This window comes from Leptolyngbya sp. BC1307, assembly GCF_002286735.1.
Taxonomy (GTDB): domain Bacteria; phylum Cyanobacteriota; class Cyanobacteriia; order Phormidesmidales; family Phormidesmidaceae; genus Phormidesmis.
Map to the genome: position 1 here is coordinate 217032 of NZ_NRTA01000001.1, position 26364 is coordinate 243395.

At 53.7% G+C, this 26364-nt stretch carries 19 protein-coding genes; 3 read left to right on the forward strand and 16 right to left on the reverse strand.

Translation table 11 applies throughout. The features are described 5' to 3' along the window. Positions 1-76: 76 nt before the first annotated feature. The 6 genes from CKL79_RS01020 to CKL79_RS01045 all read right to left on the reverse strand — a co-directional run bounded on the left by CKL79_RS01020 (position 77) and on the right by CKL79_RS01045 (position 8743). Positions 77-2365 (reverse strand): polysaccharide biosynthesis tyrosine autokinase, encoded by a 2289-nt coding sequence (locus CKL79_RS01020; protein WP_121967717.1) that lies wholly within the window; start codon positions 2363-2365, stop codon positions 77-79. A gap of 82 nt (positions 2366-2447) precedes the next feature. Next, positions 2448-3833, reverse strand: a complete 1386-nt coding sequence (locus tag CKL79_RS01025) for an SLBB domain-containing protein (protein ID WP_240518577.1) — start codon at positions 3831-3833, stop codon at positions 2448-2450. A 236-nt stretch (positions 3834-4069) separates the two neighbouring features. After that, positions 4070-4993 carry an ABC transporter permease gene (locus tag CKL79_RS01030; protein ID WP_121967718.1) on the reverse strand — a complete coding sequence of 308 codons (924 nt, stop codon included), beginning with the start codon at positions 4991-4993 and terminating at the stop codon, positions 4070-4072. Positions 4994-5057: 64 nt separating this feature from the next. After that, positions 5058-6614 (reverse strand): Ppx/GppA phosphatase family protein, encoded by a 1557-nt coding sequence (locus tag CKL79_RS01035; protein ID WP_121967719.1) that lies wholly within the window; start codon positions 6612-6614, stop codon positions 5058-5060. 61 nt (positions 6615-6675) lie between these two features. Beyond that, positions 6676-7341: a hypothetical protein gene (locus CKL79_RS01040; protein WP_121967720.1), complete on the reverse strand. Its 666-nt coding sequence runs from the start codon at positions 7339-7341 to the stop codon at positions 6676-6678. Positions 7342-7381: 40 nt separating this feature from the next. Further along, positions 7382-8743 (reverse strand): FAD-dependent oxidoreductase, encoded by a 1362-nt coding sequence (locus CKL79_RS01045; RefSeq protein WP_121967721.1) that lies wholly within the window; start codon positions 8741-8743, stop codon positions 7382-7384. 139 nt (positions 8744-8882) lie between these two features. On the opposite strand from CKL79_RS01045, the gene CKL79_RS01050 reads away from it, so the two are divergent. Continuing rightward, the gene (locus CKL79_RS01050; RefSeq protein ID WP_121967722.1) at positions 8883-9446 is read left to right on the forward strand and encodes a Uma2 family endonuclease; all 564 of its coding nucleotides are present in this window, start codon (positions 8883-8885) and stop codon (positions 9444-9446) included. Here the strand turns inward: CKL79_RS01050 and ileS are convergent. The 6 genes from ileS to CKL79_RS01080 all read right to left on the reverse strand — a co-directional run bounded on the left by ileS (position 9443) and on the right by CKL79_RS01080 (position 19905). After that, positions 9443-12286 carry an isoleucine--tRNA ligase gene (ileS, locus tag CKL79_RS01055; protein WP_240518583.1) on the reverse strand — a complete coding sequence of 948 codons (2844 nt, stop codon included), beginning with the start codon at positions 12284-12286 and terminating at the stop codon, positions 9443-9445. The genes CKL79_RS01050 and ileS overlap by 4 nt on opposite strands. 187 nt (positions 12287-12473) lie before the next feature. After that, on the reverse strand, positions 12474-13745 hold the full coding sequence (locus tag CKL79_RS23410; protein ID WP_205878945.1) for a Ycf66 family protein: 1272 nt from the start codon (positions 13743-13745) through the stop codon (positions 12474-12476). Positions 13746-13839: 94 nt separating this feature from the next. After that, positions 13840-14802, reverse strand: coding sequence for a sugar transferase (locus CKL79_RS01065; protein ID WP_121967781.1), 963 nt, complete (start codon positions 14800-14802; stop codon positions 13840-13842). 480 nt (positions 14803-15282) lie between these two features. After that, positions 15283-16476 (reverse strand): chromate efflux transporter, encoded by a 1194-nt coding sequence (gene chrA, locus CKL79_RS01070; RefSeq protein WP_170943922.1) that lies wholly within the window; start codon positions 16474-16476, stop codon positions 15283-15285. Between the two features lie 141 nt (positions 16477-16617). Then, a complete protein-coding gene (gene glgB / locus CKL79_RS01075) occupies positions 16618-18921 on the reverse strand; it encodes a 1,4-alpha-glucan branching enzyme (protein ID WP_121967783.1) in 2304 nt (767 codons plus the stop codon). Between the two features lie 621 nt (positions 18922-19542). Then, positions 19543-19905: a hypothetical protein gene (locus CKL79_RS01080; protein ID WP_205878946.1), complete on the reverse strand. Its 363-nt coding sequence runs from the start codon at positions 19903-19905 to the stop codon at positions 19543-19545. A gap of 255 nt (positions 19906-20160) precedes the next feature. On the opposite strand from CKL79_RS01080, the gene CKL79_RS01085 reads away from it, so the two are divergent. Continuing rightward, positions 20161-21009, forward strand: coding sequence for a pre-peptidase C-terminal domain-containing protein (locus CKL79_RS01085; RefSeq protein WP_121967723.1), 849 nt, complete (start codon positions 20161-20163; stop codon positions 21007-21009). A 104-nt stretch (positions 21010-21113) separates the two neighbouring features. On the opposite strand, the gene CKL79_RS01090 is transcribed toward CKL79_RS01085, so the two are convergent. The 4 genes from CKL79_RS01090 to CKL79_RS01105 form a co-directional block, all read right to left on the reverse strand. Beyond that, on the reverse strand, positions 21114-22001 hold the full coding sequence (locus CKL79_RS01090; RefSeq protein ID WP_121967724.1) for a DMT family transporter: 888 nt from the start codon (positions 21999-22001) through the stop codon (positions 21114-21116). 195 nt (positions 22002-22196) lie between these two features. Further along, entirely contained in the window at positions 22197-22391 is a 195-nt protein-coding gene (locus tag CKL79_RS01095) for a heavy-metal-associated domain-containing protein (RefSeq protein WP_121967725.1), read from the reverse strand. Positions 22392-22582: 191 nt separating this feature from the next. Then, the gene (locus CKL79_RS01100; protein ID WP_205878947.1) at positions 22583-23923 is read right to left on the reverse strand and encodes an FAD-binding oxidoreductase; all 1341 of its coding nucleotides are present in this window, start codon (positions 23921-23923) and stop codon (positions 22583-22585) included. A 77-nt stretch (positions 23924-24000) separates the two neighbouring features. Continuing rightward, on the reverse strand, positions 24001-24801 hold the full coding sequence (locus CKL79_RS01105) for a glutathione S-transferase family protein (protein WP_121967727.1): 801 nt from the start codon (positions 24799-24801) through the stop codon (positions 24001-24003). A gap of 405 nt (positions 24802-25206) precedes the next feature. On the opposite strand from CKL79_RS01105, the gene CKL79_RS23710 reads away from it, so the two are divergent. Then, complete coding sequence (locus CKL79_RS23710) at positions 25207-26211, forward strand: fasciclin domain-containing protein (protein WP_240518579.1); 1005 nt, start codon at positions 25207-25209, stop codon at positions 26209-26211. Positions 26212-26364 lie beyond the last annotated feature (153 nt).

Consider the following 26364-nt stretch of genomic DNA (forward strand, 5'->3'; position numbering starts at 1 on the left):
AATAAAAGGTATAAAGTTTTCGTAATTGCCGCGCCTGCTGAGCCTGAGAGGGATCCACAGCTAGCAATACACCTGCCTATTCACCATTCGCATCAGGTCTATGAGCGATCGCTACACTGACAGGAGACTTAGGGGCGAAGTCATCATCGTACGCATAATAGGAATAGCCGCCACTAGCCCTGACGCCATTTGCAACAATTCCTAAGGTCGCAACCTGAGCTAGCTTCAGTGTTTCAATGGTCCGCTGGAGCACGGTGCGGTCAGTTTTGCCCATACGAGTCACCAGTACTAGCCCGTCGCTCTGCTGACCAATCAGGCTGACATCGGCTAAGCCAGCAGCAGGCGGCGCATCGTAAAGCACCAGATCAAAACAACGCTCAAAACTCTCCATTAGCTGCTTCATTTTTTGAGAAGCCAGCAGCTTAGTCGGGTCAGGGGGGATTTTTCCGGCAGTCAACGCAAATAGCTGCTCGGTAGGCGTAACCTGTTGCATCACCGATTTTAACGGCAGATCGTCAGCAATCAGATTAGAGAGCCCTAGCTCATTGGAGAGTTCTAATCGCTCGTGCATCCGAGGCCGGCGCAAGTCTACGTCTACTACCAATACGCGCTGGCCCATAGCGGCGGCGACTTTAGCTAAGTGAGCGCAGACGGTAGACTTGCCGTCACCCGGTAGAGCAGAGCTAATAATCACCGAGCGAATAGGCCGATCTGAGCTGATCATGCGAAGATTGGTATGTAAGACCCGCAGCGCTTCTAAAAAGCTTGATTCGCTGTCGCCGCCATAGCTGTAGTAGCTCGTCCTTTGTCTGCCTAGCTGAAGTTTAGAGAGTGCATCAGATAGTTTGGCGATCGCGCCCGCTCCCATGCCAGAACTCTCTCGCAGAGTTCTGTTAAAGGGTAACGTGCCTAATAGCGGCAGTTTTGTACCGGCCTTAAGTTCGTCTATGGAGTGATAGACATTGTCTAGTTTCTCCAGCAAGAGCGCCGCCCCTAAGCCAGCGAGCAAACTGGCCACCATGCTCAAGATGAGCGCGCGCTTGAGATCGGGTGAAATGGGCTCAGTCGGCTGCACCGGCACCTCGATCAGCTGCCAGGGAATCTCGGTCTGAGCCGCTTCAATCTCTAGCGTTTCACGGGTTAGCCGAAAGCGAGTCAGCGCCTCGGTAGAGACTGCTAGTTCCCGCTCCAAATCGGTATATCGACGGATTAGGGCGGGCAGCTGAGTTAGCCCCTGCGCTGTCTGCTGTTCGGCCTTAGCCAGGGTTTTGCTCTGCACTTCCATCACCTGCAAGTTGTTGAGCGCGATCGCTTGCTGCGCCCCCACAACCCGCTGCGCCTCCTGCTGTAACAGCGGCAAAATATTCTCTCGTCGCTCTTTCAGCACGCGAATGGCCAGACTATCGGGTGTAAACCGGGTCAGTTCCTCAGCGATAGTAGTTTCTACTGAACGCAGCTCACTGAGCAACTGCTGATAGACGGGCGCACCTTCTAGGGCAAGCAGGGCACCGTTTTTTGCCTGCAGGTTAGTCAACGCCTGCTGTGCCCCTGAGAGATCGCGGTCGAGGGCCAGGCGCTGTTCATCCAGGCTAGTTGTTTGCTGCGACAGCTGACCAGACTGCATGTCGGGCGTAATAAAATCGTACTGACGGCGAAAGGCTTCTAGCTGATCTTGAATACTGTCAACCTGAGACTGCAGGCCGGGTAGCTGGCTTTCAACAAAGTTAATGCCCTGCCTGAGATTGGTTTGTCTGGCTTCTAAAGAGTATGTGAGGTAGGCATCGGAGAGCTGATCGAGCACAACCTGGATTTTGACTGGATCGAAGCTGGCGTAGCGCACTTCTAAAATCTTAGTGTCGCCTAGTCGGTTGATGTTTAAGTCGCGCAGCAGTGTCAGATAGTCTAGCTCGGGGTAGGTTTGCCGGATCTGTTTGGCCACGGGTTCAACTAGCTCTGGGCTGCGCAGCACCTGCACTTGGGTTTCGTAATCTAAGCCAGATTTGCTCGGCAGTTGGTCGCCCAATACCGAGGATAGTTCTGAGAGATCATCTCTGGCATTGACCGGTTCTACCAACACTCGAAATCTACCCTCGTAGATCTTCGGCTGATGGAGTGTTTTAGCGCTCATCACCGCCATGACAACGGCGGCAACGCCGACAATTACCCAGGTGCGTCGCCGCAAAATGGCCAACAAATTGCGCAGATCGCTGTCTTCTTCTTGCAGGGCGTTGAGCTGCCAGGCGGTCAACATCGAGACCGGTTCAGGCGAGGGGGCAACGACGGGCTTAGGGGATGAGCCATTGCCGTTAGAGCCGTTGCCGTTAGAGCTAGCAGGCGATAGAGGAGGGGACTGATAGGTTTCCATGCGATCGCACAATTATATTTAAAGAAAGCCAGATTAAAGAAAGCCAGATTAAAGAAAGCCAAAAATGACTGAAAGCAGCAGGCTAGAAGAACAGTCTCATGGGCGAGACCAGCTGTAGCAACGGCCTGAAAATAGATTCAACCGTATCGCTAAATCGTGCCCTACCATTGCGACCGACAATCACCACATCATTGTTCAAAATCAGCGGATTCTTTTCTGAGTCGAGGCCTTCAGCCAAATTCACCTCAATCTGTCGCTGCGTAACGCTGCCACTGGGGTTAAGCCGAATCAGCTCGACAGTCTCCGTAGCCCGGTTGTTAAATCCACCGGCTGCGAGCACAGCTTGATTTAGCGTAGTATTGGGCGAAATCTGTAGCACCCCTGGGCTTTTTACTTCACCCACCACATTCACCTGCACTGTATCAGGAGAGAAATTAGCCGCCGTGAGCTGAGCCGTCTCGGCTGGCGTGGTTTCACTAGCCAGCGGAATAATCACTGTGTCGCCCTGCTGCAAAACCAGATCCTGACTGAGATCGCCTGCTTGCAGAAGCTGCCAAAAATCCAGGTCAATCAGCTGTTCAGCGCCGCTGCGGGCCAGTCGCCGCACCTGAATCCGCCGAATATCGGCAGATGGCTTAATCCCGCCCGCTGTCTGCACCACTTGGGTCACGGTCGTCCGCCCTTGAGTGGATTCTCCTTCAGCGCCAAACTCGTAGGCTCCGGGCCGGAAGACTTCACCCACCACGGCGACGACAATCGCCTGATCGACACTGGAAGCCAGATTAGAAGCCGATAGCTGATTCGTTTCAGCAATATTGACCGTATCAGTTGCACCGATGACAATGGCATCGCCGTCTCTCAGCGCTAGATCTTGGCGCACATCGCCATTGCTTAAAAGTTCCCACAGGTCGAGGGTGACAGTTTGGGAGGGCCTTTGGCCATTGGTTCGCCGCAGTTGCACGCTGTGCAAATTAGCGGCTTGGGTAACGCCGCCTGCCGTCTGGAGGGCTTGCGCCACTGTAGGAAACTGAGCGTTGTCGGGGCTGAGAGTATAGAGCCCAGGACGACTGACTTCGCCCGCGATCGCCACTCGTAGCGGTCTGGGCTGCTCTAAGACAACGGTGACCTGCGGGTAGCGTAGCTCTGATCGATAGGCAGCGCCGATCGCACTACCGGCTTCGCCCAGCGTGAGGCCACTGATATTTACCCGGCCCACTACCGGTAAGTTAAGCGAGCCATCGGCCAATATCTGCTGGGTGCCGCTATACTCTGGCACGTTAAAAATGTTGATGGCGATCGCATCGCCCGGACCCAGCACATAGGCATCATCTAGCTGAATCGCTGTTGTCTGCTGGGGTAGGTTAGCGACTCCAGGGAGATTTTGGGCGATCGCCGGTCGCGCGCCGACTATCAGCACAGCGCCTAGACCAATAGAAAATAATTGTCTCAAAGTTAGCTCAGCCATCATTGAATTACGGCCACTTACTACAGTTTCAGGTCGAGGTGTAGATTGCCTGATGTAGTGAGAATGTTATTACCTCTCCAGTAATTTCTTGTCAGTAAATCCTCTAGTTTTAAGCAATTTCTTTAAAGTCTCGCAGTTTATCTGAGGGTTTGTACGCTGCTAACGACAAATCTGGGCAAGGCTGACTAGCCCAATTGTTTTTTTAGTGAACAGTGGAGCGTATATTTGCTGATCTCTTTTCAATGCGAGCGCACATCCAAAGCGTCTCGTAATCCATCCCCCACATAGTTCACACTTAGCACCGTCAGAAAAATCGCCAGCCCCGGAAAAATCACCAGATGAGGCGCACTGGCAATATAGTTTTGCCCGTCGAACAGCATTCGCCCCCAGGTGGGCACATCTGGCGGAAAGCCGATGCCCAAAAAGCTAAGGGTAGATTCAGTGATAATCGCATTGCCAACGCCTAATGTCGCCGCTACAATTACCGGCCCAATCACATTGGGCAAAATGTGCCGCCAGATGATACGAACCGGGTGCGCCCCGAGCGATCGCGCCGCCTGCACAAATTCTCTTTCTTTGACCGCCAAAAAGCCCGCTCGCACCAGCCGCGCCGTTGACATCCAGGTAAGCCCGCCAATCACCAGAATGATCAGCATAAAAATGCCTTTTTCTGGCCCAGCAAACGCTCGCACCGAATCACGGAATAAATAAATAATCAGTAGCAACAGCGGCAGCTGCGGCAGTGAAAGAAACAAATCCGTCAGCCGCATGAGAATATTGTCTATTGCCCCGCCGCAATACCCCGCTACCGTACCCACCAGCGTTCCTAACGAAATGGATACCAGCATGGCCGTAATCCCGACCGCTATGCTTACCCGACCGCCCCACAGCATTCTCGCCAGCTGATCTTGGCCAAGGTCGTTAGTTCCTAGCGGATGCTGCCAGCTAGGGGGCGCGGTAGACTGGGCAAAGTCAATATCGCTGTAAGAGATTGGGTACAGCAGCGGCCCGACTGCCACGGCAATGATCAGCAGCAATAATACCAGCGCGCCCAGCATCGCCATCCGATCTCGCTGAAACTGCGACCAGGCTCTTCGCTTGTTACTGGTAGGGGGAGCCGAGCCGGTAGCAGACAGTGGTGAATCCTGGCGAAGGGCGGGCATAGAGCGATCGCATCCAATAGATAGATAGAGATAGACAGCACACGGACTTTGAGCGCCTTATGCCCTAAGACACCTTCAGACTTTCTAGAGAACTCGATTGAATATGAACGGTGCAGTCTAGGGCTTCTGCTAAAAGGTCGCGATCGCCCTCAGCCGCCCACATCTCCAGGGCCAAATCGCCGTCGCCGCCGACGTTAATCTCCATCATCTGATCTTCGATCTGGCAGGAAACAGACTTCACCAGCTGATTTTTCGTGCGATCTAGCCCGACGGCAATTCGCAGCAGTCCGGCCAGCACGCGCACAATCTGCTGCTGTGAGTCAGACAACCGCTTATATTTCTTGTGCTTTTTGGTGGGGTGAGCTTTGCGGTGATAGCGAATGACGTGACCAATCAGCAGCATTTCTTCATCGGTAAAGCCGCGCGGGTCGGCGCGTTTGAGAATGTAGCGTGAGTTTTTGTGATGGCCCCGGAAAGAAATGTATTGGCCAATGTCGTGCAGCAGCGCCGCGTACTCTAAAACGCTGCGCTCTAAGTCGCCTAGCGAGTGGCGTGTCTGCGTTTGGTCAAATAGCTGACAGGCCAGGGCCGCAATGTGAGTGTTGCCCTCCCAATCGGAGCCGTATTTATAGACGAGCTGAGCCGCTTTCCGGTGGCGCAGATCCTGATGGGGAATTAAAGTCACCACATTTTGAGAATGCCGCTCTAGGTAGTCTAAAATCAGCCCTTCTCGCAGCGAGGCGTCGCACAGGGTGATGGCGTTTGTCTCAGCCATCTCCAGCAGTTGTAAAAGTAAAATGCCGCCCAGATGAATGGCGTCGGTACGCTTTTCGCTGATGCCGTCAATGTCGGCGCGTTTGCTGGGCTTAAGGCTAATCAGCTGCTCGGTCAGATCTTGCAGGGCACTTAGCTGCACGACTTCGGCATTGACTGAGCGCAGCGACTTTTCTTGCTTGGCCCGGTAAGCCGCCTCGCCTAATGTCCGAATGGTGCCAGAGGTGCCGATTACCTGAGTAAACCCGATTTCTCTAGCCTCTGCTAGGGTCTGCTGCGCCAAAAAGCGAATATGTGATTCTAACACGCCTCTCGCTTCGTCACCCATCGGCCCCTGGTCGGCAACCATATCGAGCAGTCGCAGCACGCCCAGCTTCAGGCTAGTGCCCAAGCGGATCTGGTCTTGGTTACCAACCACGACTTCGGTGCTGCCGCCGCCGATATCCAAAACCAGCGCATTCTCGTCAGCAATAGCGATCGCATTCCTGACAGCCAAAAAAATCAGCCGAGCCTCTTCCTTCCCCGAAATCATGCGCGGCGCGATCTGGGTGCGGCGAACGACCTGGTTGAGAAACGCCTCCCCGTTTTGGGCCTCGCGAATGGCGCTGGTTGCGGCTGTGATAATCTCGTCTACGCCCAGCTGATCGGCTAGCTGCACATAGCGCTGAATAGTTTCTAAGCCGGTATCAAAAGCGCGATCGCTCAGTCGATTAGTCGCAAATACGCCCGCCCCGAGCTTGACCATTTCCTTTTCGCGGTCAACTATTTCAAAGTTGCGCCTTTGCAGCACATCAACCACAATCATGTGAATAGAATTGGTGCCAATGTCAATCGCGGCTAGCTTCATCGCGTCTACTCCCCTTTATTTGAGAATACCAAGCGGCGGGGGCGAGCTGAGGATAGATTGACTACAGAATCTGACTGTATATTTGCTGATACCAGATGGCCTGGCTGTTGGCGCTGATGCTGCCCCGAGGAGGAAAAGCGGCGTATTTTAACCGGCTGTCGAAGCGGATGTGTAGCCAGGGGACATCGTGACCGTGGGTATTGCACCAGATGGGAGTTCGCTGAGCGATCGCTCCCAGACACATCTCCCCAGTCTGCTGCCAGAGCGATCGCCACATCTCAGGCATCGCCGTTCGGCAAAAAGCGGCGATATGGCCATAGTTTCCCCTCTCTGCCGGAATCAAAAGCTGAGCGTCTCCCGAAAAGTTGGTAAACTTTGCCGTCAGGTCTTCTGGATTCAGATCCTTCAGATAGCGCTGAAAATCGCTTGGGTCAGCAGGGCGGAATTGGGCGGGAAAGGCGATCGCAAAAAACGGATGGGTCTCTGCTGTATACGGGTGAATCGGCACCGGCTTCCATTCAAAAGCAAACGGCAGATCGGCCCAAGTCTGGTTCCACAGATCGCAAAAGTCAGTGTCATCCACCAGCGCCTGGGCTATCTGCTGCCAGGTAAACGGCTGCCGCTGCTGATCTACAAAAGTGATGATTAGGGCACTGCGATCTGCCACTTCAATGCTTGCTTGCTGAGCCAGCGCATTCTGAAGCGTCTGTTGAGATACTGAATACATAGCGCTCTATTGGCTAACCCTGGCGATTGTAGCGCAATCATTATTTGCCAGGAATATCCAGGGATACAGTGGCATGCCCTCGTCTATTTATGGTTGAGGCTGGCTGCTTGTTCAAAACATTTTCAGCCGCATCCCGTCCGGTCAGCATGGCCCGATCCAGGTCATAGTCATAATGCAATCCCTTACGCCCCACCAGCTGTAAATTTTCGAAGCCTGCTAGATAGTCTTGTACTACGGCCAGATGATTTACGTAGCTACTATCGCCAATCGGGTAAGCCTGTCGCTGCCGAATCACTGTGCCGCCTGCTATCAGGGCGCGATCAGTGACTAGCTGAAGGTCTGACAGTTCTCGAATGGCCAGATCAATGAGCGCGGCATCGTCCATTTGCCAGAGGCGATCGCCCTCACTGCAAAAATATTCCATGCCCAAACAGATGCCCGAGTTAGCGGTGCCGCCCCAGTTCGCATAGTTTTGAATGCGGCCTACCTGAAATTCAGGGCTTTGAATATAGAGCCAGCTATCCGGGAAAAGAGCATTGACCTTGACAATAATGGGGACAATTATCGAATCGCGGTATTTCAGACACTTGACGGCTTCAATGATGGCGGGCGGAGCCGATGGGTGCAGCCGCTCAATCAGATCGGCGATCGCCAGACTACAAATGAAGCGATCGCCGGTAACTGTCGCAGATTTTTCATCTTGTTGGACGACGATCTGCTTTACACGATTACCAGTATGTTCAATTCGCAGCAGGCGCGCGTTCAGTTCTACTGTAGACCCCGCTCGTTCGATCAGCGCACGGCAGTTCTCCCAGACTGTGCTCAGACCAGCGGTGGGGTATAGGAATGTGGACGGGGCGAGGCGATCGCCTCGGCTAGTTAGAACCCCAGATAGCGCCTGGGACTGAAGTTGGTGGCCTGAAATCCCCCAAACTTTCTTGATGTAAGGCTCCAACAAGGCGCGATAGAAATAGCTTCCCCAGCGTTCGGCTGCCCAGTCTGCCAAGCTTTCGGCTTCTGCGAGCAGATTGGGCTGTAGCTGAGCGCTCAAATAGCTGAGTGCGACCCTCAACGTGTCAGCAGGGCCAATATTTTTGAAGGCGTTTGCAATCGAGAAAGGATAGTCAAGAAAGCGATTTCGGTAGCAGAAACGAGATTGGCCGGAGACCGTCACAAAATCGTCGCCCCAGATTTCTCGCCACCGCGCTTTCACCTCTGCGCTGCCCAAAAATATCTGGCCGCCCCTATCAAAGCGGTAGCCCTGGCGAGCTTCAGTCTGGAAGCGTCCCCCTATTCTGTCAGTTGGTTCAATGATGAGGCTTTTCTGGCCATTCCTCGCCAATTCGTAAGCGGCAGCTAGGCCTGCAGGCTCTGCCCCGATAATGACAGTACGAGGAATCATGTATAAAGTAACTGCCTTTTGATAGCGGCAACTCAGTAAAATTACCACTCAAGCATAGCAAGCGGATAAGCCCACGGGAAGACCCAGCGATCTGCGAAACGCTAACATAGACTCAAGTTCGACCGGAGGCAACTTTAGGATGGTTCAAACACCCACAAAGCCGCTCTCGCTAGAAGTATTTCTACAGTTACCAGAGACTAAGCCTGCCAGCGAGTATATTGACGGTCGCATCGCCCAAAAGCCGATGCCTCAGGGAAAACACAGCAAGCTTCGGTTGGAACTTGCGGCGCTCATCAATGCAGCCGCCAGACCTCAGAAAGTTGCTTGTACCTTCCTAGAACTGCGCTGCACGTTTGGCGGCAGCTCCATCGTCCCAGATCTCTCAGTTTTCAAGTGGGCGCGGATCCCGAAAGAGGATAGTGGGGAAGTCGCCAACATATTCCCCCTCGCACCAGACTGGACTATTGAGATTTTGTCACAGGGGCAGCGGCCAACGAGAGTGACTAAGAATATTCTCCGGTGCTTAAAACACGGCACCCAGATGGGATGGTTGATTGACCCCGAGGACAAATCTGTTTTTGTCTATCAGCCAAATCAAGAAACAGAAATCTTTGATGAGCCAGGGGCGGCCCTTCCGATGCCGCCCTTCATGAGTGAGCTTACCTTAAAGGTTGAAGATTTATTTGCGTTGCTGTTGCTTTAGAAACCGCCGTTGAGAGCAGCGACACAGCGATCGCAAATAGTCGGGTCTTCAGCCGATTCGCCCACGTGCGTGGAGTAGTTCCAACAGCGATCGCACTTCTCTCCCTCTGCTTCAACTACAGCAATGGTCAACCCTGCCGCTTCGCCGCTGTACTTAGCGCCCTTCAGTTCATCTACACTTTCTGTTAATTCCACCTGCGAGACCAGGAATAAATAGCGCAGCTCATCCACCCGATTTGAATCGGTGCTCACACTGTCTGCCGGGTTAATCGCCCTCAGCTGCGCTTGCAGATCTGTATCTGTGGTGAACAGCCGCAGCTTAGCCTGCAAGGAAGATCCAATCGCCTTATCCGTCCGCGCCTGCTCTAATACGGTGTTTGCCTCGTCTCGGATGGTGCGAAGCTGCTGCCAGGTCTGGGTCAATTCAGGTCGTCGCCACTTTTCTTCAATCGTTACCCAGCCGGACTCAAAGACGGATTCAGTCGGGGTTTTGTAGGGCAATGACTGCCAGATATCTTCGGCCATGTGGCAGAGGACGGGGGCGATCGCCTTGGCCAGGTTTTCAATGGCGACTGCCAGCACCGTCTGACAGCTCCGTCGCCGCGCTGACTCTGCCGCGCTGATATACAGCCGGTCTTTGGCTATATCCAGGTAAAAGTTCGAGAGATCCACCACGCAAAAATTCTGCACCGTCTGGAAAAACTGAAAGAACTGGTACGACTCAAACGCCGTCTCAACATCGGCAAAGACTTCCGTCATCCGATGCAGCATATATTGATCCAGCGCCGGCAGTTCCGCATACGGCACCGCATCCTTTTGCGGATCAAAATCGTACAGATTGCCCAGCAAAAACCGCGCCGTATTGCGAATCTTGCGGTACACATCCGACATTTGCTTCACGTTGCGCATGCCCAGCCGCATGTCGCCCGAGTAGTCTACCGAAGACACCCACAGCCGCAGTACATCCGCGCCATAGGGCGGCTCCTGCTTTTTGTTATTGCCACCTTCGATAATCACTTTCGGGTCAACGCCATTGCCCAGCGACTTACTCATTTTTCGCCCGTTTTCATCGAGCACATAACCGTGAGTGAGCACCTGCCGGTATGGCGCATGGCCGTTGCAGGCGACGCTGGTCAGCAGACTAGACTGAAACCAGCCCCGATGCTGGTCAGAGCCTTCTAAGTAAATCTCAGCCGGATATTTCAGCTGATCGCGCTGCTGCACGACCGCTGCCCAAGAGGAACCTGAGTCGAACCAGACATCCATGGTATCGGTGCCTTTGCGGTAGGTTTTGCCATCATGACGATATTGCTCAGGCAATAGCTCCTCTACGCTCAGCTCCCACCAGGCGTCGGCTCCCTTCTCCGCCACAATTGCCTGCACATAGGCGATCGTCTCCTGAGTCATCAGTGGCTCATCGGTTTCCTCATCGTAGAAAACCGGAATTGGCACGCCCCAGCTTCGCTGCCGGGAGATGCACCAGTCAGAGCGCTCAGAGACCATTGAGGTAATCCGGTTTTCACCCTGCGCTGGAATCCACTTCACCGTTGAAATCGCCTCTAGCGCTTCGCCGACAAAGCCTTTTACTGAGGCAAACCACTGCTCAGTCGCCCGGTAGATGACTGGCTTTTTCGTCCGCCAGTCATAAGGATATTTATGAGCATAAGGCTCATGCTTGAGCAACGCTTTCTCTTCACTCAGCGCTTCAATGATGGCGTCGTTCGCCGTTTTGAGCACATTTAGCCCTTCAAAGTTGCCCGCTTCGGCAGTGAAGTTGCCCCGCTCATCAACCGGACACAAAATCGGCAGATTCTCACGCTGACCGACCAAGAAGTCTTCTTGACCGTGGCCGGGTGCAGTGTGGACTAAGCCTGTACCCGATTCGGTCGTGACATAGTCACCGCCGATCACAATGGGGCTGATTCGATCAAAAGCGCTATCCCTTTGGGCGAGCGGGTGGCGATAAGTGGAGCCAGCGATCGCCGCTCCCTTAATCTCAGCGACCACCGTCAGCCCGCTGCCAAACACCCCAGACAGCTTTTCCGCTAGCTCCTTCGCCACGATCAGATATTGAAAAGGCTCGCCAGAGGCACTTTCTACCACTGCGTAAGTAAGTTCAGGATTCACCGAGACGGCGACGTTTGCCGGAATTGTCCAGGGCGTCGTCGTCCAGATAGCTACGCCCAGGCTGTCTAAGTAGGGATCGAGTGCTTCCTTGGCCGTAGCCGAGGCTTCTACCATCGGAAAAGCGACATAGATACTCGGAGAAACATGATCTTCTGGATACTCTAGCTCGGCTTCGGCCAGCGCCGTTTGCGATGAAGGGCTCCAGTGGACAGAGCGCAGCCCCCGGTAAATATGGCCATTTTCGACCATCTTGCCAAATACCCCGAGCTGAGCCGCCTCGTATTCTGGCGCAAGCGTCAGGTAAGGATGATCCCAGTCGCCCCAAACGCCATATCGCTGAAAGCCTGCGCTCTGCTTTTCGACGGTCTCCAGCGCAAATGCCTTGGCCTTTTGCCGTAGCGCAATCGGAGTCAGCTCACGCCGCTCAGCCGATTTGAGCTTTTGCAGCACCTTCAGCTCGATGGGCAAGCCATGACAGTCCCAACCGGGCACGTAGCGTACCTTCCGTCCCTGCAATATCTGATATTTGTTGATGATATCTTTGAGAATTTTATTCAGGGCATGGCCCATGTGCAGGTCGCCGTTGGCATAGGGCGGCCCGTCGTGCAGGATAAAAGGATCGCCCGGATTTTCTTCAGCTAGCCTTTCGTAGAGCGCCTTTTCCTGCCAGTAAGCCTGTAGTTCGGGCTCACGCTTAATCGCATTGGCCCGCATACTGAAGTCGGTCTGAGGCAGCAAAACCGTCTCTTTATAGCTTTTGGCTGTCTCGTTATTGGGGGCGCTTTTAGATTCACTCACAGGGGTCACAGTTGGACTTTTAGGACTCAGAAATATGGGGTAAGAACGGGGAGACTGGGAGGCAGATTAGGCTATTTTGCCTTGAAGTTTGGTTTGCTTCAAGTCAATCATCCCAATTGCTCTCTTCCCAGTCGTCTTCAGCTGGCTCGTCTGTTGGTTCGGCGGTCATCGGCGGCGGCGGCGGCGGCGGCGGCGCTTCAGGCAAAGGTGACTGGGAGGAAGGGGGAGCGGCAGGGGGCGATCGCCGGGGAATATCAATCACAGGCTTAGCAGGTTTGGGTTTGGTCAATGAAGTAATGACATCTCTAACCCACCCCACCAGGATTAGAGGCGCAGCTAGCAAACCGGGTTTTTCTCTAGCTTTCTGACCATCGGGTGAGCTAGAAATCACCTCGTCAGTCTCAAAGAGAGCGTCACCCCAATCTTCATCTAGGCCGGGCGATCGCGCCTCAACCCTCGCAGTCACTGCCTCATCCTCAGTCCTTTCAGGTCTATCTATAGTAAAGCCATCCGCTTCAGATTGACTGGCTGCAGCCTGCTGAACATCTGGCGGTTCAGCTACCGATTGATTCAAGGCAGCATCCGACTCAGCCACAGCAGAAGTGTCCTGCACTTCCTCTGAGACTTCCTCTGAGACTTCCTCTGAGACTTCCTCTGAGACTTCCTCTGAGACGACTTCCTCTAAAGCCTTCTCAAGCTCCGCTTCACTCCCGGCTTCTACACCTTTGTCTTCTGCACTCCTGTCTCCTGTCTCCTCCACCTCAGCCGTTTCCACCGAAAGAATCTCAGCCTCCGCTGAAGGGGGCGCAGTATAGTCTGGCTCTGTAGCCGGTTCGAGGGCAGCCGGTGGTTCTTCAATCAGCGCCTCTAGCGTCAGGGCGGCTGACGGCTCAGGCAGCGTCGCTAACACACCGTCCTCCACAAATTCGTATTCATAGACGGGCCGACGGCGGGGATCGAGCCGCTGGGTGAGTCGTTTTGCTGATGACTCGCCTAAAGTTCGTTTCTGCAGCCGGATCGGGCGGACCGAGTCATCAGGTACCAAGCGCAGCTGATTGAGCCGACTTTTTGCCCAGTCTGTGACCACTTCTGGCGTCAGAACAACCGGTGTCTGCTGGTAGACCGGTGTTTTCTCGCGGCGCACTGTCAGAGTTTGCCAGCCTAAGCCCAGCAGCAGGGTCACCGCCGTCAGTTGGCCTAGCAGCACTGCTCCTGTGATCTGCCCAGCGCAAAACCACAGCACCACGGCGTAAAACATGCCCAGCCCACTCCACAAAAAGTCAGAGCGGCGGTGCACCTCCGGATAAAAGAAGGCAGCCATATAAAAGATAAAGCTGGCTGAGCCGAGCAGCACAGCTAAAACATTTGCGAGCATTCGCCGACCGTTTGCGTCCGACTGGGTTTGCCTCCCTATTGTGGAGGATAAAGGCCGACTTGCGGTAGCTAGCCGTAAAACATCGCTGGGATCGCTACATCGCGCCCGACTTTTTGCTGAACAGTACCAGCACCGTTTTTACAATCAGCTGAATGTCATACAGCAGACTCCACTTACGCTGATACTCTAAATCGAGCTGAATCACTTCTTCAAAGGTGGTGACGGTCGAGCGGCCGTTGACCTGCCATTCGCCAGTCATGCCGGGCTTGACATTCAGGCGCTGCCACTGCGAGATCTCGTACTGGGCAATTTCATCCGGTGTCGGCGGGCGCGTCCCCACCAGGCTCATGTCGCCTTTGAGCACGTTCCAAAACTGAGGAAATTCATCCAGGCTGGTGCGCCGTAAAAATCGACCGATCTGGGTAATACGTGGGTCATTGTCGTTTTTGAATAGCGGCCCTTCTACTTTGTTGGCGACCTCGCGCTTGCGGGCTTCGGCATCGGTCACCATTGAGCGAAACTTCCAGATGGTGAAGCGTTTGCCCATCCAGGAGCAGCGGGTCTGAGCAAAGAAAATTGGGCCACCGTCTTCGCGTTTGATGGCGATCGCCACCACCACTGTCAAAACTGCCGTCAGCCCCAGCCCCACGAACGCCCCAATGATGTCCATCGCCCGCTTTGCTTTAGAACGGACTGATGGATGCGTCTCTGGCAGTTTTTCTAGAGCGGACTGCACTTGCGCTGGCGTCGTCGCTGAGGGATCTGTCGGTTTTGAAGCAGGCTCAATATGGAAAATCTGATCGAGTTCAGTCAGAGAAAGGGCCATTAGCACCTGATTAGGCACATTCACGAGCCGCAGCCTTGCGCCTTGTGACTCGCAAAGCTTGTGGCAAATGACCAGAGCGCCAATGCCGCTGCTGTCGATAAAGACCGTCTCACCAAAGTCTAAGACGACTTCTTTAAGATCAGGGTGATGGGCAAATGCCGTCTGACAGTCGCGCTTGAAGGCGACCGCCTCAACGACCGTAAATGCTTTTGCAAGTTGAATGGTACCCATTGACTCCCAGACGGCTGCTTTAGAACTGGCGGCTTTAGGACTGGCATTGGGTGCAGCGGTAAAGCTTTGGTGGGGGCTAGTCATGGCGTTAAATCGTCAGAGCAATTGCAGCTGCCTGGCCCTGCTTAGCTTCCCTAAAGTGGCTGCGCCCTCACAGTAGAAACACAGGTGCAGCGGTTAGCGCGGTAATTGTACAACGAGTGGAGACAGGCTTTGCTCGATCTTGGCTAAAAGGCAGACTCGCTCCATATCCATATATATAGGAGTGAATAGCCCTTTATCTGGTCAACTTATCGCAGAATAACCCGGCCTACCAGTACTTTTTACGGGCCTTTTGTCAGAACCTCATATCAGGTAGGGCTGCTTGTTGTTTTAATCAGGACGCTTGACAAAAGCCATTCGGGGGTTATCGGCAGTCTCTCATAGCAAGGGGCAAACGGCCCTGCGCCTTAGGACGTACCACCGAAGCGTCACTCAACCTCAAGCGGCTAAGCCCGTTAGCGACAGCAGTAGACCTGCCGCTGCACCCGCTAGTACCAGCCAGGCAGAATTCACCTTGAAGCAAAACACCATGATTGCACTCAAGACCGCCAGAATAACCGTCGGCCCATCAACCAGAGCCGCCTGCCCTAGGGTATAGGTGACGCCCGCCATCAGCCCTAGCGAAGCCGCATTGACGCCGTCTAAAAATCCGCGCGCCCAGGGCGATCGCCGCAGTTTGGGCACCCAAGGATTAACCAGGCCAACCAGCAGAAATGCCGGCAGAAAAATGCCGACGGTGCCAGCCAGCGCCCCGGCATGACCCGCTAGCAAGTAGCCGACAAACGTCGCGGTTGTAAAGACTGGCCCCGGCGTGAGCTGACCAATGGCAACGGCATCTAACAGCTGCTGTGAAGTCAGCCACTGATTTTGCTCGACCAGATCGCGCTGCAAAAAGGCTAGCAGCACGTAGCCGCTGCCGTAGAGGACACAGCCAATTTTAAGAAAGAATAAAAATACGCTGGCCCAGCCAATTGAGACGGCAGTCGCGGTGGTACTACCGACTTGAGCGATCGCACTAGAAAAAGGCAATAAAAAAGCGCCTGCGGTCGTCCCTCTAGACTGCCAGTTTTTAAACAGCATGACCGCCAGCCCGGCTAGCAGTAAGAGCGCCACCTCGTTGAGTCCGGCAAAGTAAGCAGCGATCGCCGCCATCCCAGCTAGCACTGTCGGCACGTCTTTAGCCGCCTTTCTCCCCAGCTTCACCAGCGCCTGTAGCACGACCGCGATAATCACCGGTTTAATGCCATACAGCAACCATTCCACCTGAGGCACGGTCTGGTAGCGCTCGTAAAGCGCAGCTAGCAGCCAGACCAAAACCATCGCCGGCAAAATAAAGCTGCCACCCGCGACAAACAACCCCGGCCACCGGGCTCTCTCATAGCCAATATGAATCGCTAGCTCAGTTGAATTTGGCCCCGGCAGCAAATTGGTCACCCCAATCAGGTCGAGCAGGTCTTCCCGGCTCATCCACTGCCGCCGCTTGACCACCTCATCATCCATCATCGCGACATGAGCAGCCGGGCCACCGAAGGCCACCGTCCCCAGGCGAAAGAAGACAGCCGCTAGTTCTTTCAACCGCTGCTGCTGCTGTTCGGGAGGCAGCGTCGCGTAGGCAGCAGTGGCTGGCGATATTGGACTGCTTGCTTTCTCTGAGTTCACGTCAGATCTCCTGACCAAGGCATCAAGTTGACATCTCAGACTATACAAAGCCTCAGGATAAAGCGCTGTATTTCAGAAGATAAAGCAGCTCATCTATTCCCGTTTAGAGGGGCACTACTCGTCTGTATTACCAGTTAGGACAGCAGCCGTTTTCTGCTCATCAAGTTTGAGCATAATCACGCTTAAGGGAGGTAGCGTTAGATCTAGCGAGTAAGGACGGTTGTGAAAAGTCCAGTCTTCTGACCATTTGCCACCCAGGTTGCCGATGTTTGCCCCGCCAAACTCACGAGCATCGCTATTGAAAATCTCCCGGTAGTAGCCCTTAGTCGGAATGCCGACCCGATAGTGGCTATGCGGCTGCGGTGTAAAATTACACACCGTTAAGATAAAGTCGTCGCTGTCTTTGTCGTAGCGAATAAATGACACCACGCTATGGCGATTGTCGCTACAGTCCACCCATTCAAAGCCTTCTTGAGAAAAGTCCTGCGTATACAGCGCAGGCTCGCGTCGATAGAGATGGTTGAGCCGCTCAATGCAGTGCTTGAGCTGCTTGTGGCCATCAAACTGCAATAGGTGCCACTCCAGGTCGCCCCATACATTCCACTCGCTCCACTGGCCAAACTCCATGCCCATAAACAGCGTCTTTTTGCCAGGATGAGCAAACATATAGGCGAAGAGCGATCGCAAATTCGCCATTTTTTGCCAGTCATCTCCCGGCATTTTGCCAATCATGTGGCTCTTGCCATGCACCACCTCATCATGTGAGAGCGCCAGCATAAAGTTTTCGCTAAAAGCGTACCAGATGCTGAACGTGACATTGTTTTGATGAAACTGTCGGAACCAGGGGTCCATCTCGAAATAATCGAGCATGTCGTTCATCCAGCCCATGTTCCACTTCAGGTTGAAGCCCAAACCACCGACATAGGTTGGCCAGGAAACCATCGGCCAGGAAGTCGATTCTTCAGCGATTGAAAGCGCGCCCGGATAGTAGCTAAAGATAGCGTGGTTCACCTGCTTGAGGCATTCCGCCGCTTCGATATTTTCCCGGCCACCGTAGTCGTTAGCGACCCACTCACCTGGCTTGCGGTTGTAGTCCAGATAAAGCATCGAGGCCACCGCATCAACTCGAATGCCATCAATATGGTACTTATCAAACCAAAACAGCGCATTTGCTACTAAGAAATTGCGCACCTCGTGGCGACCGTAGTTAAACACCAGGGTGCCCCACTCTTTATGCTCACCGCGTCGGGGGTCAGCATGCTCATACAGGTGCGTGCCGTCAAAGAAGGCTAAGCCGTGACCGTCTTTGGGAAAGTGGCCAGGCACCCAATCTACAATCACCCCAATGCCATGCTGATGACATTGATCAACAAGATACATAAAGTCTTCCGGGGTGCCATAGCGAGAGGTCGGCGCGTAGTATCCCGTCACCTGATAGCCCCAAGACCCGTCAAAAGGGTGCTCAGCCACCGGCAATACCTCAATGTGGGTAAAGCCCATTTCCTGCACGTAGGGAATTAGCTTGGCCGCTAGCTCTCGGTAGGTGAGAAACCGCGCCCCCGGTTTGAGCTCAGCCACCGTTACCACCGGGGCGTCACTGCCGTCGGCCATCTTTGCGGGCTCTGCCGAAGACGCATGTAACCAAGAGCCCAAATGCAGCTCATAGACCGAAATTGGCTGAGTCGTCGCGTCAGTCTGGCGGCGGTGCTCCATCCAGTCGCTATCTTGCCATGAGTGCTCCTCTAGATTGGTGACCACAGAGGCTGTCTTCGGTCTGACTTCCTGCTGAAATCCGTAGGGGTCTGACTTTTCGTAAATGTGCCCGTCGTAGTTTTTGATTTCGTACTTGTAAGAATCGCCCGCTTTGAGCTGCGGAACAAACAAGTCCCAAATACCGCTGTTGCCTTTACGCATCTGATACTGGCGACCGTCCCAGTTATTAAAATCGCCAATCACTGATACGTTGCGCGCGTTAGGGGCCCATACCGAAAAATAAACCCCCTTCACATCGCCGCTCACCGTGGGATGAGCGCCCATTTTTTCGTAAATGCGATGATGGTTGCCCTCAGCGAACAAATGCGCGTCAAAGTCGGTCAGTACCGGCGACTTAAATGCGTAAGGGTCGTAGACAACATGCTCATTAGCGCCTTCTTTGTAGCGAATCTGGTAGTTGGCTAGCTCCTGAGCGTCGATCACAACCTCAAAAAACTGAGGATGCTGATCATTTTGCATAGGGAACTCTTTACGCGCTTCGGGGATGACCACCCAGGCCGCATCTGCCTTGGGTAAATAGGTGCGCACAACCCAGACCTGCTGGCCGTCTTGCTCTATAGAATGCGGCCCTAAAACCTCAAAGGGGTTTTGGTGCTGATTCCAAACAATCCGCTCGATTTGTTCAAGAGCAATCGTTGACGACATATAAATCACCTGGTTCACGTAAGTTTTAAGTTAGAAGGGGCTGCTTTGCAGCTGATGTAGCTCCCTTTCGTTGGCCCTTGGCAACTAGCTGCACTTCCCAAGGCGCTAGATTGAAAAGACGGCTAAAGAATAGCTATATGGGCCTTTTAAGGACAAAGACCTATTTTGAGGACACTGCCCGCCCGCAGACTTTAGCAGCAATATTCGGGGCGTTTCTCAATCTATCAAAGACGACCTGCCCAATCGAACGCTGTCCCCAAATTCTGTGCCCTTGAAATAGCTATGTATAGCCAGCAACAGTCATTGAATGCGCGTTTGATATGCTTGCAAGCTTAACAAAACTTGATGACTTTAGGCGATTTTTCCAGGGAAAGCCCGGTTTTATAACCCGGCTAGATAGCCTAAGGCGAGAGCAATTGATATTTTCAACGCTCTTCCTTAAGTCTCTGCATACTCTGCATACCTGTTAGGTCTGACCTATCCTTTGCAGCTTAACTGTAGGTGGCAGCCCAGAAAACTACCTTATTACATAAATATTGACCGTCTGAATTGACAGACTGGGCGGAACAATTCGTGCGGGTCGTTAGGATAGCTATCGGCGCATGGCGGTAGCGAGATGCGCTACTGGATGAACGGCAAAATGGGCCGAACGGATCGCCGCAGTTGGAGAAGAAAAATCAGGTAGCGAACCTCTGTGCTGACTAAGGTATCGCCTGCAGGCGCTGCTAACACTTCCTGGATTTGAGCGTACTCGGCGGCGCTGAGGGGTTCTCCGGTGAGGGGCGATCGCGCCGCCGTAATCACTTCTGTCCGCAAAATTTCCTCAGGAATATCGGCAGCTGGCTCAAGCGCTGGATGCTCTGCAGAGATGGGCTCGGCGGGGGCGTTCTTCAGGTTAATTTCGGCAGCCGCTACCTGTACTGGCCCGATCCACAGTGCCACGCCTAGCCCCCAACCTAACTGGCCAAATGCTTTCAGCGCCATGGCAATCCTCCTTTAAGACAGCTACCATAGTGTCCCATAAGACATCGGTGTCGATCTTACCCGTGGCTTAAATTTGTAGAGTGCCAACGCTTAATGCAAAAGCTTTGGCACTGAGATGTTTGTGTATGCTTCTGTCCGAGGCTGGTCTATATAATGCTCTCGGGCCAGCGACGCGGATGAAGCAACTCACTGGTCTCACGGGCATCTGCTTGACGAATTCCCGCCTGCCGAACTCATTAGGAACCTATCTGAGCTATGAAATTTATCACAGGGAAACTCCCTAACACTGCGACCCGTCTGCTTACCCGAGGGCTGTTGGCAGCAGCTGTGATTACCGGCGTCGCGGGAGTCGCCCACCGAGCTGCGATCGCTCAAACCGTCTTGCAGCAGCAAGGGACCCTAGCCCCGATGGAAGATACCTATACCTTTGACGGGGAGATGGGCCAGAGTATGACCATCGAACTTCAGAGTGAAGAATTTGACACCATTTTGATGCTCAAAGGCCCGAATGGCGAAGTCTTAACCTCTAACGATGACTACGGCGGTACGCTCAACTCTACTATTGTGTTTGAGCTGCCTGAGAGCGGTACCTATAGCGCGGTGGCCAGCTCATTTTCAGGGCAGGGCGGCAGCTACCAGATCGAAATCCGTCCGGCCAGTGAGTATGAGCAGGTCTTTAGCCGGGCCTATAATCTCTCTATCTCAGAAGACTTTGCCGACTCGATTGAAGCCTATACAGCCGCGATCGCACTCGATGATACCAATCCGGGTGCTTACTTAGGCCGCGCTGAAGCCACCATCAACCGATCCTACCTTGACGCTGACAGCAGCATCAGCGGCCCGACCGACCTGCCTGAGCCCGTGATTGATGCTGTCGTCGCTGACTACCTCAAAGCCGCCGATTTGCTAGAGCAGCAGGGTCAGGCAGGCCCAGCCGCCTCCCTGCGCGAGCAAGCTCAGTACTTCACAGGGGAGCTTTCTGTTGAAGAACCGGCCCCCGTCCAACCTGAAGTCGCCCCGACGCCCCCAGCCGACAGCCCCATGCCTGTAGAGCCAGATGGCGGCATTGGCGACGGTGCGACCCCTCTACCTGACGCTGGGTAGCGTCTGATTTGAGCCACTCACCTCAGTGACTGATTAGCTCAGGTGAGTTTGGCTTTTGACATCTTCTTTGACATCTTCACTGAGCAGCGAGCGAAGTTAGGCCGTTATCGCTTGAGTCGTAGTTTGCCTAATAGTCGCCCGTCCAGTACCGCTAGACCGGCTAAAATCAGAGCCATGCCTGAGGCCGCTGTGAGACTTAGCCGCTCATGTAAAAAGACGGCGCTGAGCAGCAGGGCAGAAAATGGCACCAGAAAAGAGACTAGAGACGTTTTGACAACGCCCGCTTCCGCCAGCAGCCGGTAGTAAATCAGGTAGGCCAGGGCAGTTGGAAATATTCCTAGCGCCAGTACAGCGAGTCCGGCTGTCCACTGCCATTCCACGCTGAGTGGCCACTCTACTATCAGGGTGAGCGGCACCATAATCACCGCGCCCATTGTGACCGTCATGGTAGAAACGAGCTGAGCGGGAATCGCTTTAAACCGCCTTCCCCAAAACCCGGCTAGCGCGTAAGATAAAGCCGCCCCTAGAATTGCTAATTCGCCGAAACCTTGCAAGCTAAACCCCTGCAAAACGCCAGGGCCGATCAGCACTATTACACCGCTAAACCCCAGTAGCACGCCCAGTCCGCGAGTCAGCGTCAGCCGCTCTCCGACGATAAATACCGCCAGCACCACCGTAAAGATAGGCGCAGCCGCAATCAAGATAGAAGCCAAACTAGCGCTAATGTGCTGTTGCGCCCATACCACCAATCCAAACGGCAGTAGATTATTGAGTATGCTCAGTCCGGCGCACTGTACCCAGAGCCTCCGTTGCTGAGGCCAGCGCCGCCCCTGTCTTAAAATGACGAGATTAAGCATGACTGCGGCCACGCCCATACGCCCTAAAACGATCATCAGCGGAGAAAACGTCGGCAGCGCCAGTTCCATCAGAACAAAGGCGCTACCCCAAAAGCAGGCAAGCAAAGCCAGCCACAGCCACTGCCGTAACGACATATTTTTGCCAGATGAAAGTATTGCTTAAGTAAAATTCTTTATCTAGAGAATATACAAACAGAAGACAGTCTACTTCTGACTACTGTCTACTGTCTCCTGCCTCTTAATTCTCTACCAAGCCAAAGCATTCTAGCCCAAGCCAATACCTGACGCGATCGCCTTTAGCATCGGTAAATCTACAACAGGCAATGCTACTTAACCCACCTCGTGACCCGTCGCGGTGATAGCTTGCCGAACGGAAGATTCAGACATTTCTGAGTCTACTTCTACCGTCTTTTGCTCGATGTTAACTTTCACGTCTGCATTCTCATCGTGAACTTTGATCCCTTTGGTGATCGTATCGCCGCAGCCCGCGCACATAATGGACGGCACTTTGAAAGTCGTACTCATAGCTCAAAATCTCCTGGATAAAACCTTATGTATTAAGCATCACTGATCCTATCTGTTTAGGGGTAACCTGCCTGCCAAATAGCGGCTTGGCAGCCGATTTTTATGGCTATAGACAGGTCTTTAGTATGTCTGGGGAGATAAATGTAAGCGGATCTGCCGTAGCTTAGGAATGAATTATCTTCAGTAGAGGCTTATAACCCGCCGACAAATCGCCCGGGGCTAAGCAGCCGGTGGGGATCGAATTTTTGTTTGAGGGCGCTCATGACGCCTGAGGCATTGCCGCTGTAGCCCCAGATCTCTATCTTTTGCTTGAGCGCTTTGGGTGCTTGCAGGAGGGTCAAAAAGCCGCCGTTGATTTGGCAGTGCGATCGCAATTTTTCTAGTGCATTCACCAGCTCATCGGTCGTCTCGTTCACGCTCTCTAGCTGCACCCAGCCCAGCCCGCTACTGACCTGTAGCTTTGCCAGCGCGCTGGGCATGACGGTTCCTAAAAGCTTCAGCATTGCCGAAATAGCACTGGGTCGCAAACCCACCTTACAAATTAAGGTGCCAGACTGGAGCACATCTCCCAGTTGCTGCCAAAAGTCCTGATCGGCTTCACCATCGAGCGACTGGCAGGTCAGGCTGTGGTCTGTGGCAATCTTTTGTAGTCGTTCTATTTGCTCCTCGACGCCAGCCGGAATGCCTTGGAACCGTGCCACCAGACTTAGCGATGTCTCGCGGTCTAGCGAATCCATCAGGCTCGCAGACAAAATATCCAGTGCCACTGGTGTTAGCCCCGATAGCCGAATGGCCGCTGCTGCCTGCTCAATCGCGGCTGTTTCTCCAGAGAGAATGAGCGATCGCGACTCTGCCTGCACCGGATACAGCCGAAAAGTCAGCTCACTCAAGATGCCCAGACTGCCGTAAGCGCCTGTCATTAGCTTCATCAGGTCGTAGCCAGCCACGTTTTTAACCACGCGCCCACCGGCTCTCGCTAGCTTGCCGTCATAGCGGGCAAACTGCACGCCGATTAGCATGTCTCGCAGCCCGCCGTAGCGCTGTCGGAGCGAACCCGTATCGGCAGTTGCGACGACCCCGCCCACTGTGGCCTGATTGGCAAAAGCCGGATCAATCGCTAAGAACTGTTTTTGCTCAACCAATAGCTGCTTGAGTTCAGCCACTTTAAGCCCCGGTTCTACAGTGACCGTATAGTCCCCAACGGCGTGCTCCACGACCCGATTTAGCCGCGCCGTACTGATTACCAAGTCAATCTGCTGAGCCAGTCCGCCCCAGCTCAGTTTGCTGCCCTGACCCATGGGCAGCGATCGCCAACCGTTTTCAGCCGCTAAGGCCATGACTTTGCTCAGCTCGGCAGTCGTCTGGGGAAAAGCGATCGCCGCCGGGGGATGATCAGTGGCGATCGCGGCCATAATTTGCTGCTGCTGATCGGGCGCTACCTTTATCCACGGCAGGCTACCGGTCTCACCTAAGGCATCAGACAGTCGGGCTGCGATCGCACTCATATACACACCGATTACATGCAAAGCCATGCTTACCCTACCGGATAGCCAGTCCGGACAGCCAGGCCAAATAGCCAGGCCCGATAGTCGGGCAAGCTTCAATGATTTCAATCGATCCCAATCGCAACTGGCCCGGTGGTCGGCGCAGACGCTGTTGGCCCAACGCTGCGCTGACGGCGAAAATCGCGATATAGCTGATCGCGCCACGTCCAAAAGACGCTGAATGCCGGATCGTCAACCAGACCAGGCACCCCTTTATCGCAAATGCCCACAGGCAAATCGACGTAGATTGATGAGGGGAACTTGAGATACATCGACAGCCCAGCGACGGTTAAATCAGCCAGCGTCGGCTGGTCGCCACATAAATAGGGCTGCGTGCCCAAAATCAGACACAGCGCTTCCAAGTCTTGACGGAGAATCTCTGTCGCCGATTTTACCGCGCCCGGCCCGAAGCCAACGCCAGTGCCCAGCAGATTGAGAATATCGCCCGGCACCGCGCCTACTGCGGTTTTCACCAGATCAGGGGTAGAAATCGGTAGCAGCGCCGTCCGAAAGTTAGGGTGCTGATTAAACGCGCCAATCATCGCTTTGCGGCCATTTAAGCCAATCGACTCGTCCGCCCAGGCTTCCATCATCAGGCACAGGCCCTTTTGCTTGGGGTCAGTCGGAATGATTGGTCGCTCTGGATATCGAGTGTCTAGATAGCGGGCGATCGCCGTTGAATCTGAAATTACCTCGTTGCCGTCTTTAAGGACGGGCACCTGCCGCTGCCCAGACAACCTATAGAGATCTATCTGGCCAATACCTGGGGCAACTTCAATGGTTCGGTAGGGCAGCTGCTTGTAATCCAAGACCAGCCGCACCTTTTCGCAATAGTGAGACGCCTCAAACTGGTGTAGTTCTAACATACGAATTTCTCCTTGAATTAAGTCAGCTTCTCAGTAAAAACCGTAGGGCTGCATCGCTTTCGTAACCAGGGATTACCCCTGTTTACTTAGAAGCATCTGCCAGGGCCTTTAAAGGTCGTCTTCATCTTGACGCCTTTGGCCATAATCAGCATCTACCTAACTGCGAACAATTTATTCTCCGATTTTTTAGATAGACTGTCCTTTGTAAAAGCTTAATAAACTGTTAGCGAAAACTTCACTTAATTAAGCTCAAACATTGCAGCTACTCCCACTGTGCAGTCGGCAGACTTGATGTCCACTGCACTGAATCTTTAGGCCAGCGATCGCGTCATCGGCCTCGCGGGTGTAAGCGGACGACTGCAATCCATCAGGAAAAGCTCACACAGACTCAACTCAAGAGGTTCTATGCAAGTCAACAAGACCCCCCGCTTCGTCAGAAGCTTCGTAATTGGCTTAATTGCTAGCAGTGCAGGCGCTTTTGTCGCGCTTCCTAGCGTGGCCATGCCAGAAGCCGCAGAAGCTGCTTCCGCGACTGAAACACCCCTTTCAACAGAAGCAGCTCCCACAGCCGATGGGATGGAAGACGCTACAGCAGAGATCGAAGATGACCAGGCTACAGAATCTGCTGATGTCATGGAAATGGATGCTGACACCGTCGAGGCGGCTGACATTGAGGCGCTGAGTGATGAGGCGATAGAAGCTTCTGACACTATGGACGGAGAACCTGTAAACGCGGCTGAAGCTGACGACGCATCGGTTGAATCAGCTGATTTAATGATGGAAGACGAAGCCGAAACCGCCGATAGCATGGAGGAAGAAGATACCGTCGAAGCCGCTGACCCAATGGCAGAAGAGGACGCTGTTGAAGCAGAAGCCTCAGACGAAATGGGAGAAGAGACCGTTGAAGCCGAAACGCTTGAGTCAGAAAGCGAAAGTGCTGAAGCGGAGATGAATACCGAAGAGTACACTATTGCTGAATTAACAGGCAGCAGTGATTCCTTCGAGATCTTAGCGGCGGCGCTAGCGGCGGCTGATCTGACTGAAACATTGGGTCAGGAAGGTCCTTATACTATTTTCGCCCCGACAGATGACGCCTTTGAAGCACTGCCTGAAGGTGCCATCGAGCAGTTGCTGTTGCCCGAGAACAAAGATGTCCTCATCCAGATTCTCTCCTATCACGTAGTTCCGGGGGCACTGTTTTCTGACAGCTTAGAAACCGGCGACGTGACCTCAGTAGAAGGCAGCGACATTGCCGTCGAGGTCGGTGATGTGGTCACCGTCAACAACGCTAACGTTTTGGTTGCCGATGTAGAAGCTAGCAATGGCGTCATTCACATCATTGACCGGGTGATTTTGCCCCCTGCTCCCCTCTCTGACGCTGGCTCTGCAAGCGTCAGTACTGTTCAGTAGACCATTCTCAGGCGCTGCCTTCTAAATGACGATAAAACAACAGTCAGGCAGCGCTATCAAACGCTTGTGTAGTTAAACTTCTGTATATCTTGTGCTACTTCCCTCCTTGGCCCTAGCGGTTTGAGGGGGTTTCTTTTAGCATTTGACATGGGC

Coding starts and splice junctions, on each gene's coding strand:
- CKL79_RS01045 (WP_121967721.1), bottom strand. CDS start 8,743: ATGATTCCTCGTACTGTCATTATCGGGGCAGAGCCTGCAGGCCTAGCT.
- glgB (WP_121967783.1), bottom strand. CDS start 18,921: ATGTCGTCAACGATTGCTCTTGAACAAATCGAGCGGATTGTTTGGAAT.
- CKL79_RS01085 (WP_121967723.1), top strand. CDS start 20,161: ATGAAATTTATCACAGGGAAACTCCCTAACACTGCGACCCGTCTGCTT.
- CKL79_RS01095 (WP_121967725.1), bottom strand. CDS start 22,391: ATGAGTACGACTTTCAAAGTGCCGTCCATTATGTGCGCGGGCTGCGGC.
- CKL79_RS01025 (WP_240518577.1), bottom strand. CDS start 3,833: ATGATGGCTGAGCTAACTTTGAGACAATTATTTTCTATTGGTCTAGGC.
- CKL79_RS01065 (WP_121967781.1), bottom strand. CDS start 14,802: ATGGGTACCATTCAACTTGCAAAAGCATTTACGGTCGTTGAGGCGGTC.
- CKL79_RS01080 (WP_205878946.1), bottom strand. CDS start 19,905: ATGGCGCTGAAAGCATTTGGCCAGTTAGGTTGGGGGCTAGGCGTGGCA.
- CKL79_RS01040 (WP_121967720.1), bottom strand. CDS start 7,341: ATGTATTCAGTATCTCAACAGACGCTTCAGAATGCGCTGGCTCAGCAA.
- ileS (WP_240518583.1), bottom strand. CDS start 12,286: ATGCGGGCCAATGCGATTAAGCGTGAGCCCGAACTACAGGCTTACTGG.
- CKL79_RS01030 (WP_121967718.1), bottom strand. CDS start 4,993: ATGCCCGCCCTTCGCCAGGATTCACCACTGTCTGCTACCGGCTCGGCT.
- CKL79_RS01020 (WP_121967717.1), bottom strand. CDS start 2,365: ATGGAAACCTATCAGTCCCCTCCTCTATCGCCTGCTAGCTCTAACGGC.
- CKL79_RS01035 (WP_121967719.1), bottom strand. CDS start 6,614: ATGAAGCTAGCCGCGATTGACATTGGCACCAATTCTATTCACATGATT.
- CKL79_RS01090 (WP_121967724.1), bottom strand. CDS start 22,001: ATGTCGTTACGGCAGTGGCTGTGGCTGGCTTTGCTTGCCTGCTTTTGG.
- CKL79_RS01105 (WP_121967727.1), bottom strand. CDS start 24,801: ATGTTAGAACTACACCAGTTTGAGGCGTCTCACTATTGCGAAAAGGTG.
- CKL79_RS23410 (WP_205878945.1), bottom strand. CDS start 13,745: ATGCTCGCAAATGTTTTAGCTGTGCTGCTCGGCTCAGCCAGCTTTATC.
- CKL79_RS23710 (WP_240518579.1), top strand. CDS start 25,207: ATGCAAGTCAACAAGACCCCCCGCTTCGTCAGAAGCTTCGTAATTGGC.
- CKL79_RS01100 (WP_205878947.1), bottom strand. CDS start 23,923: ATGGCTTTGCATGTAATCGGTGTGTATATGAGTGCGATCGCAGCCCGA.
- CKL79_RS01050 (WP_121967722.1), top strand. CDS start 8,883: ATGGTTCAAACACCCACAAAGCCGCTCTCGCTAGAAGTATTTCTACAG.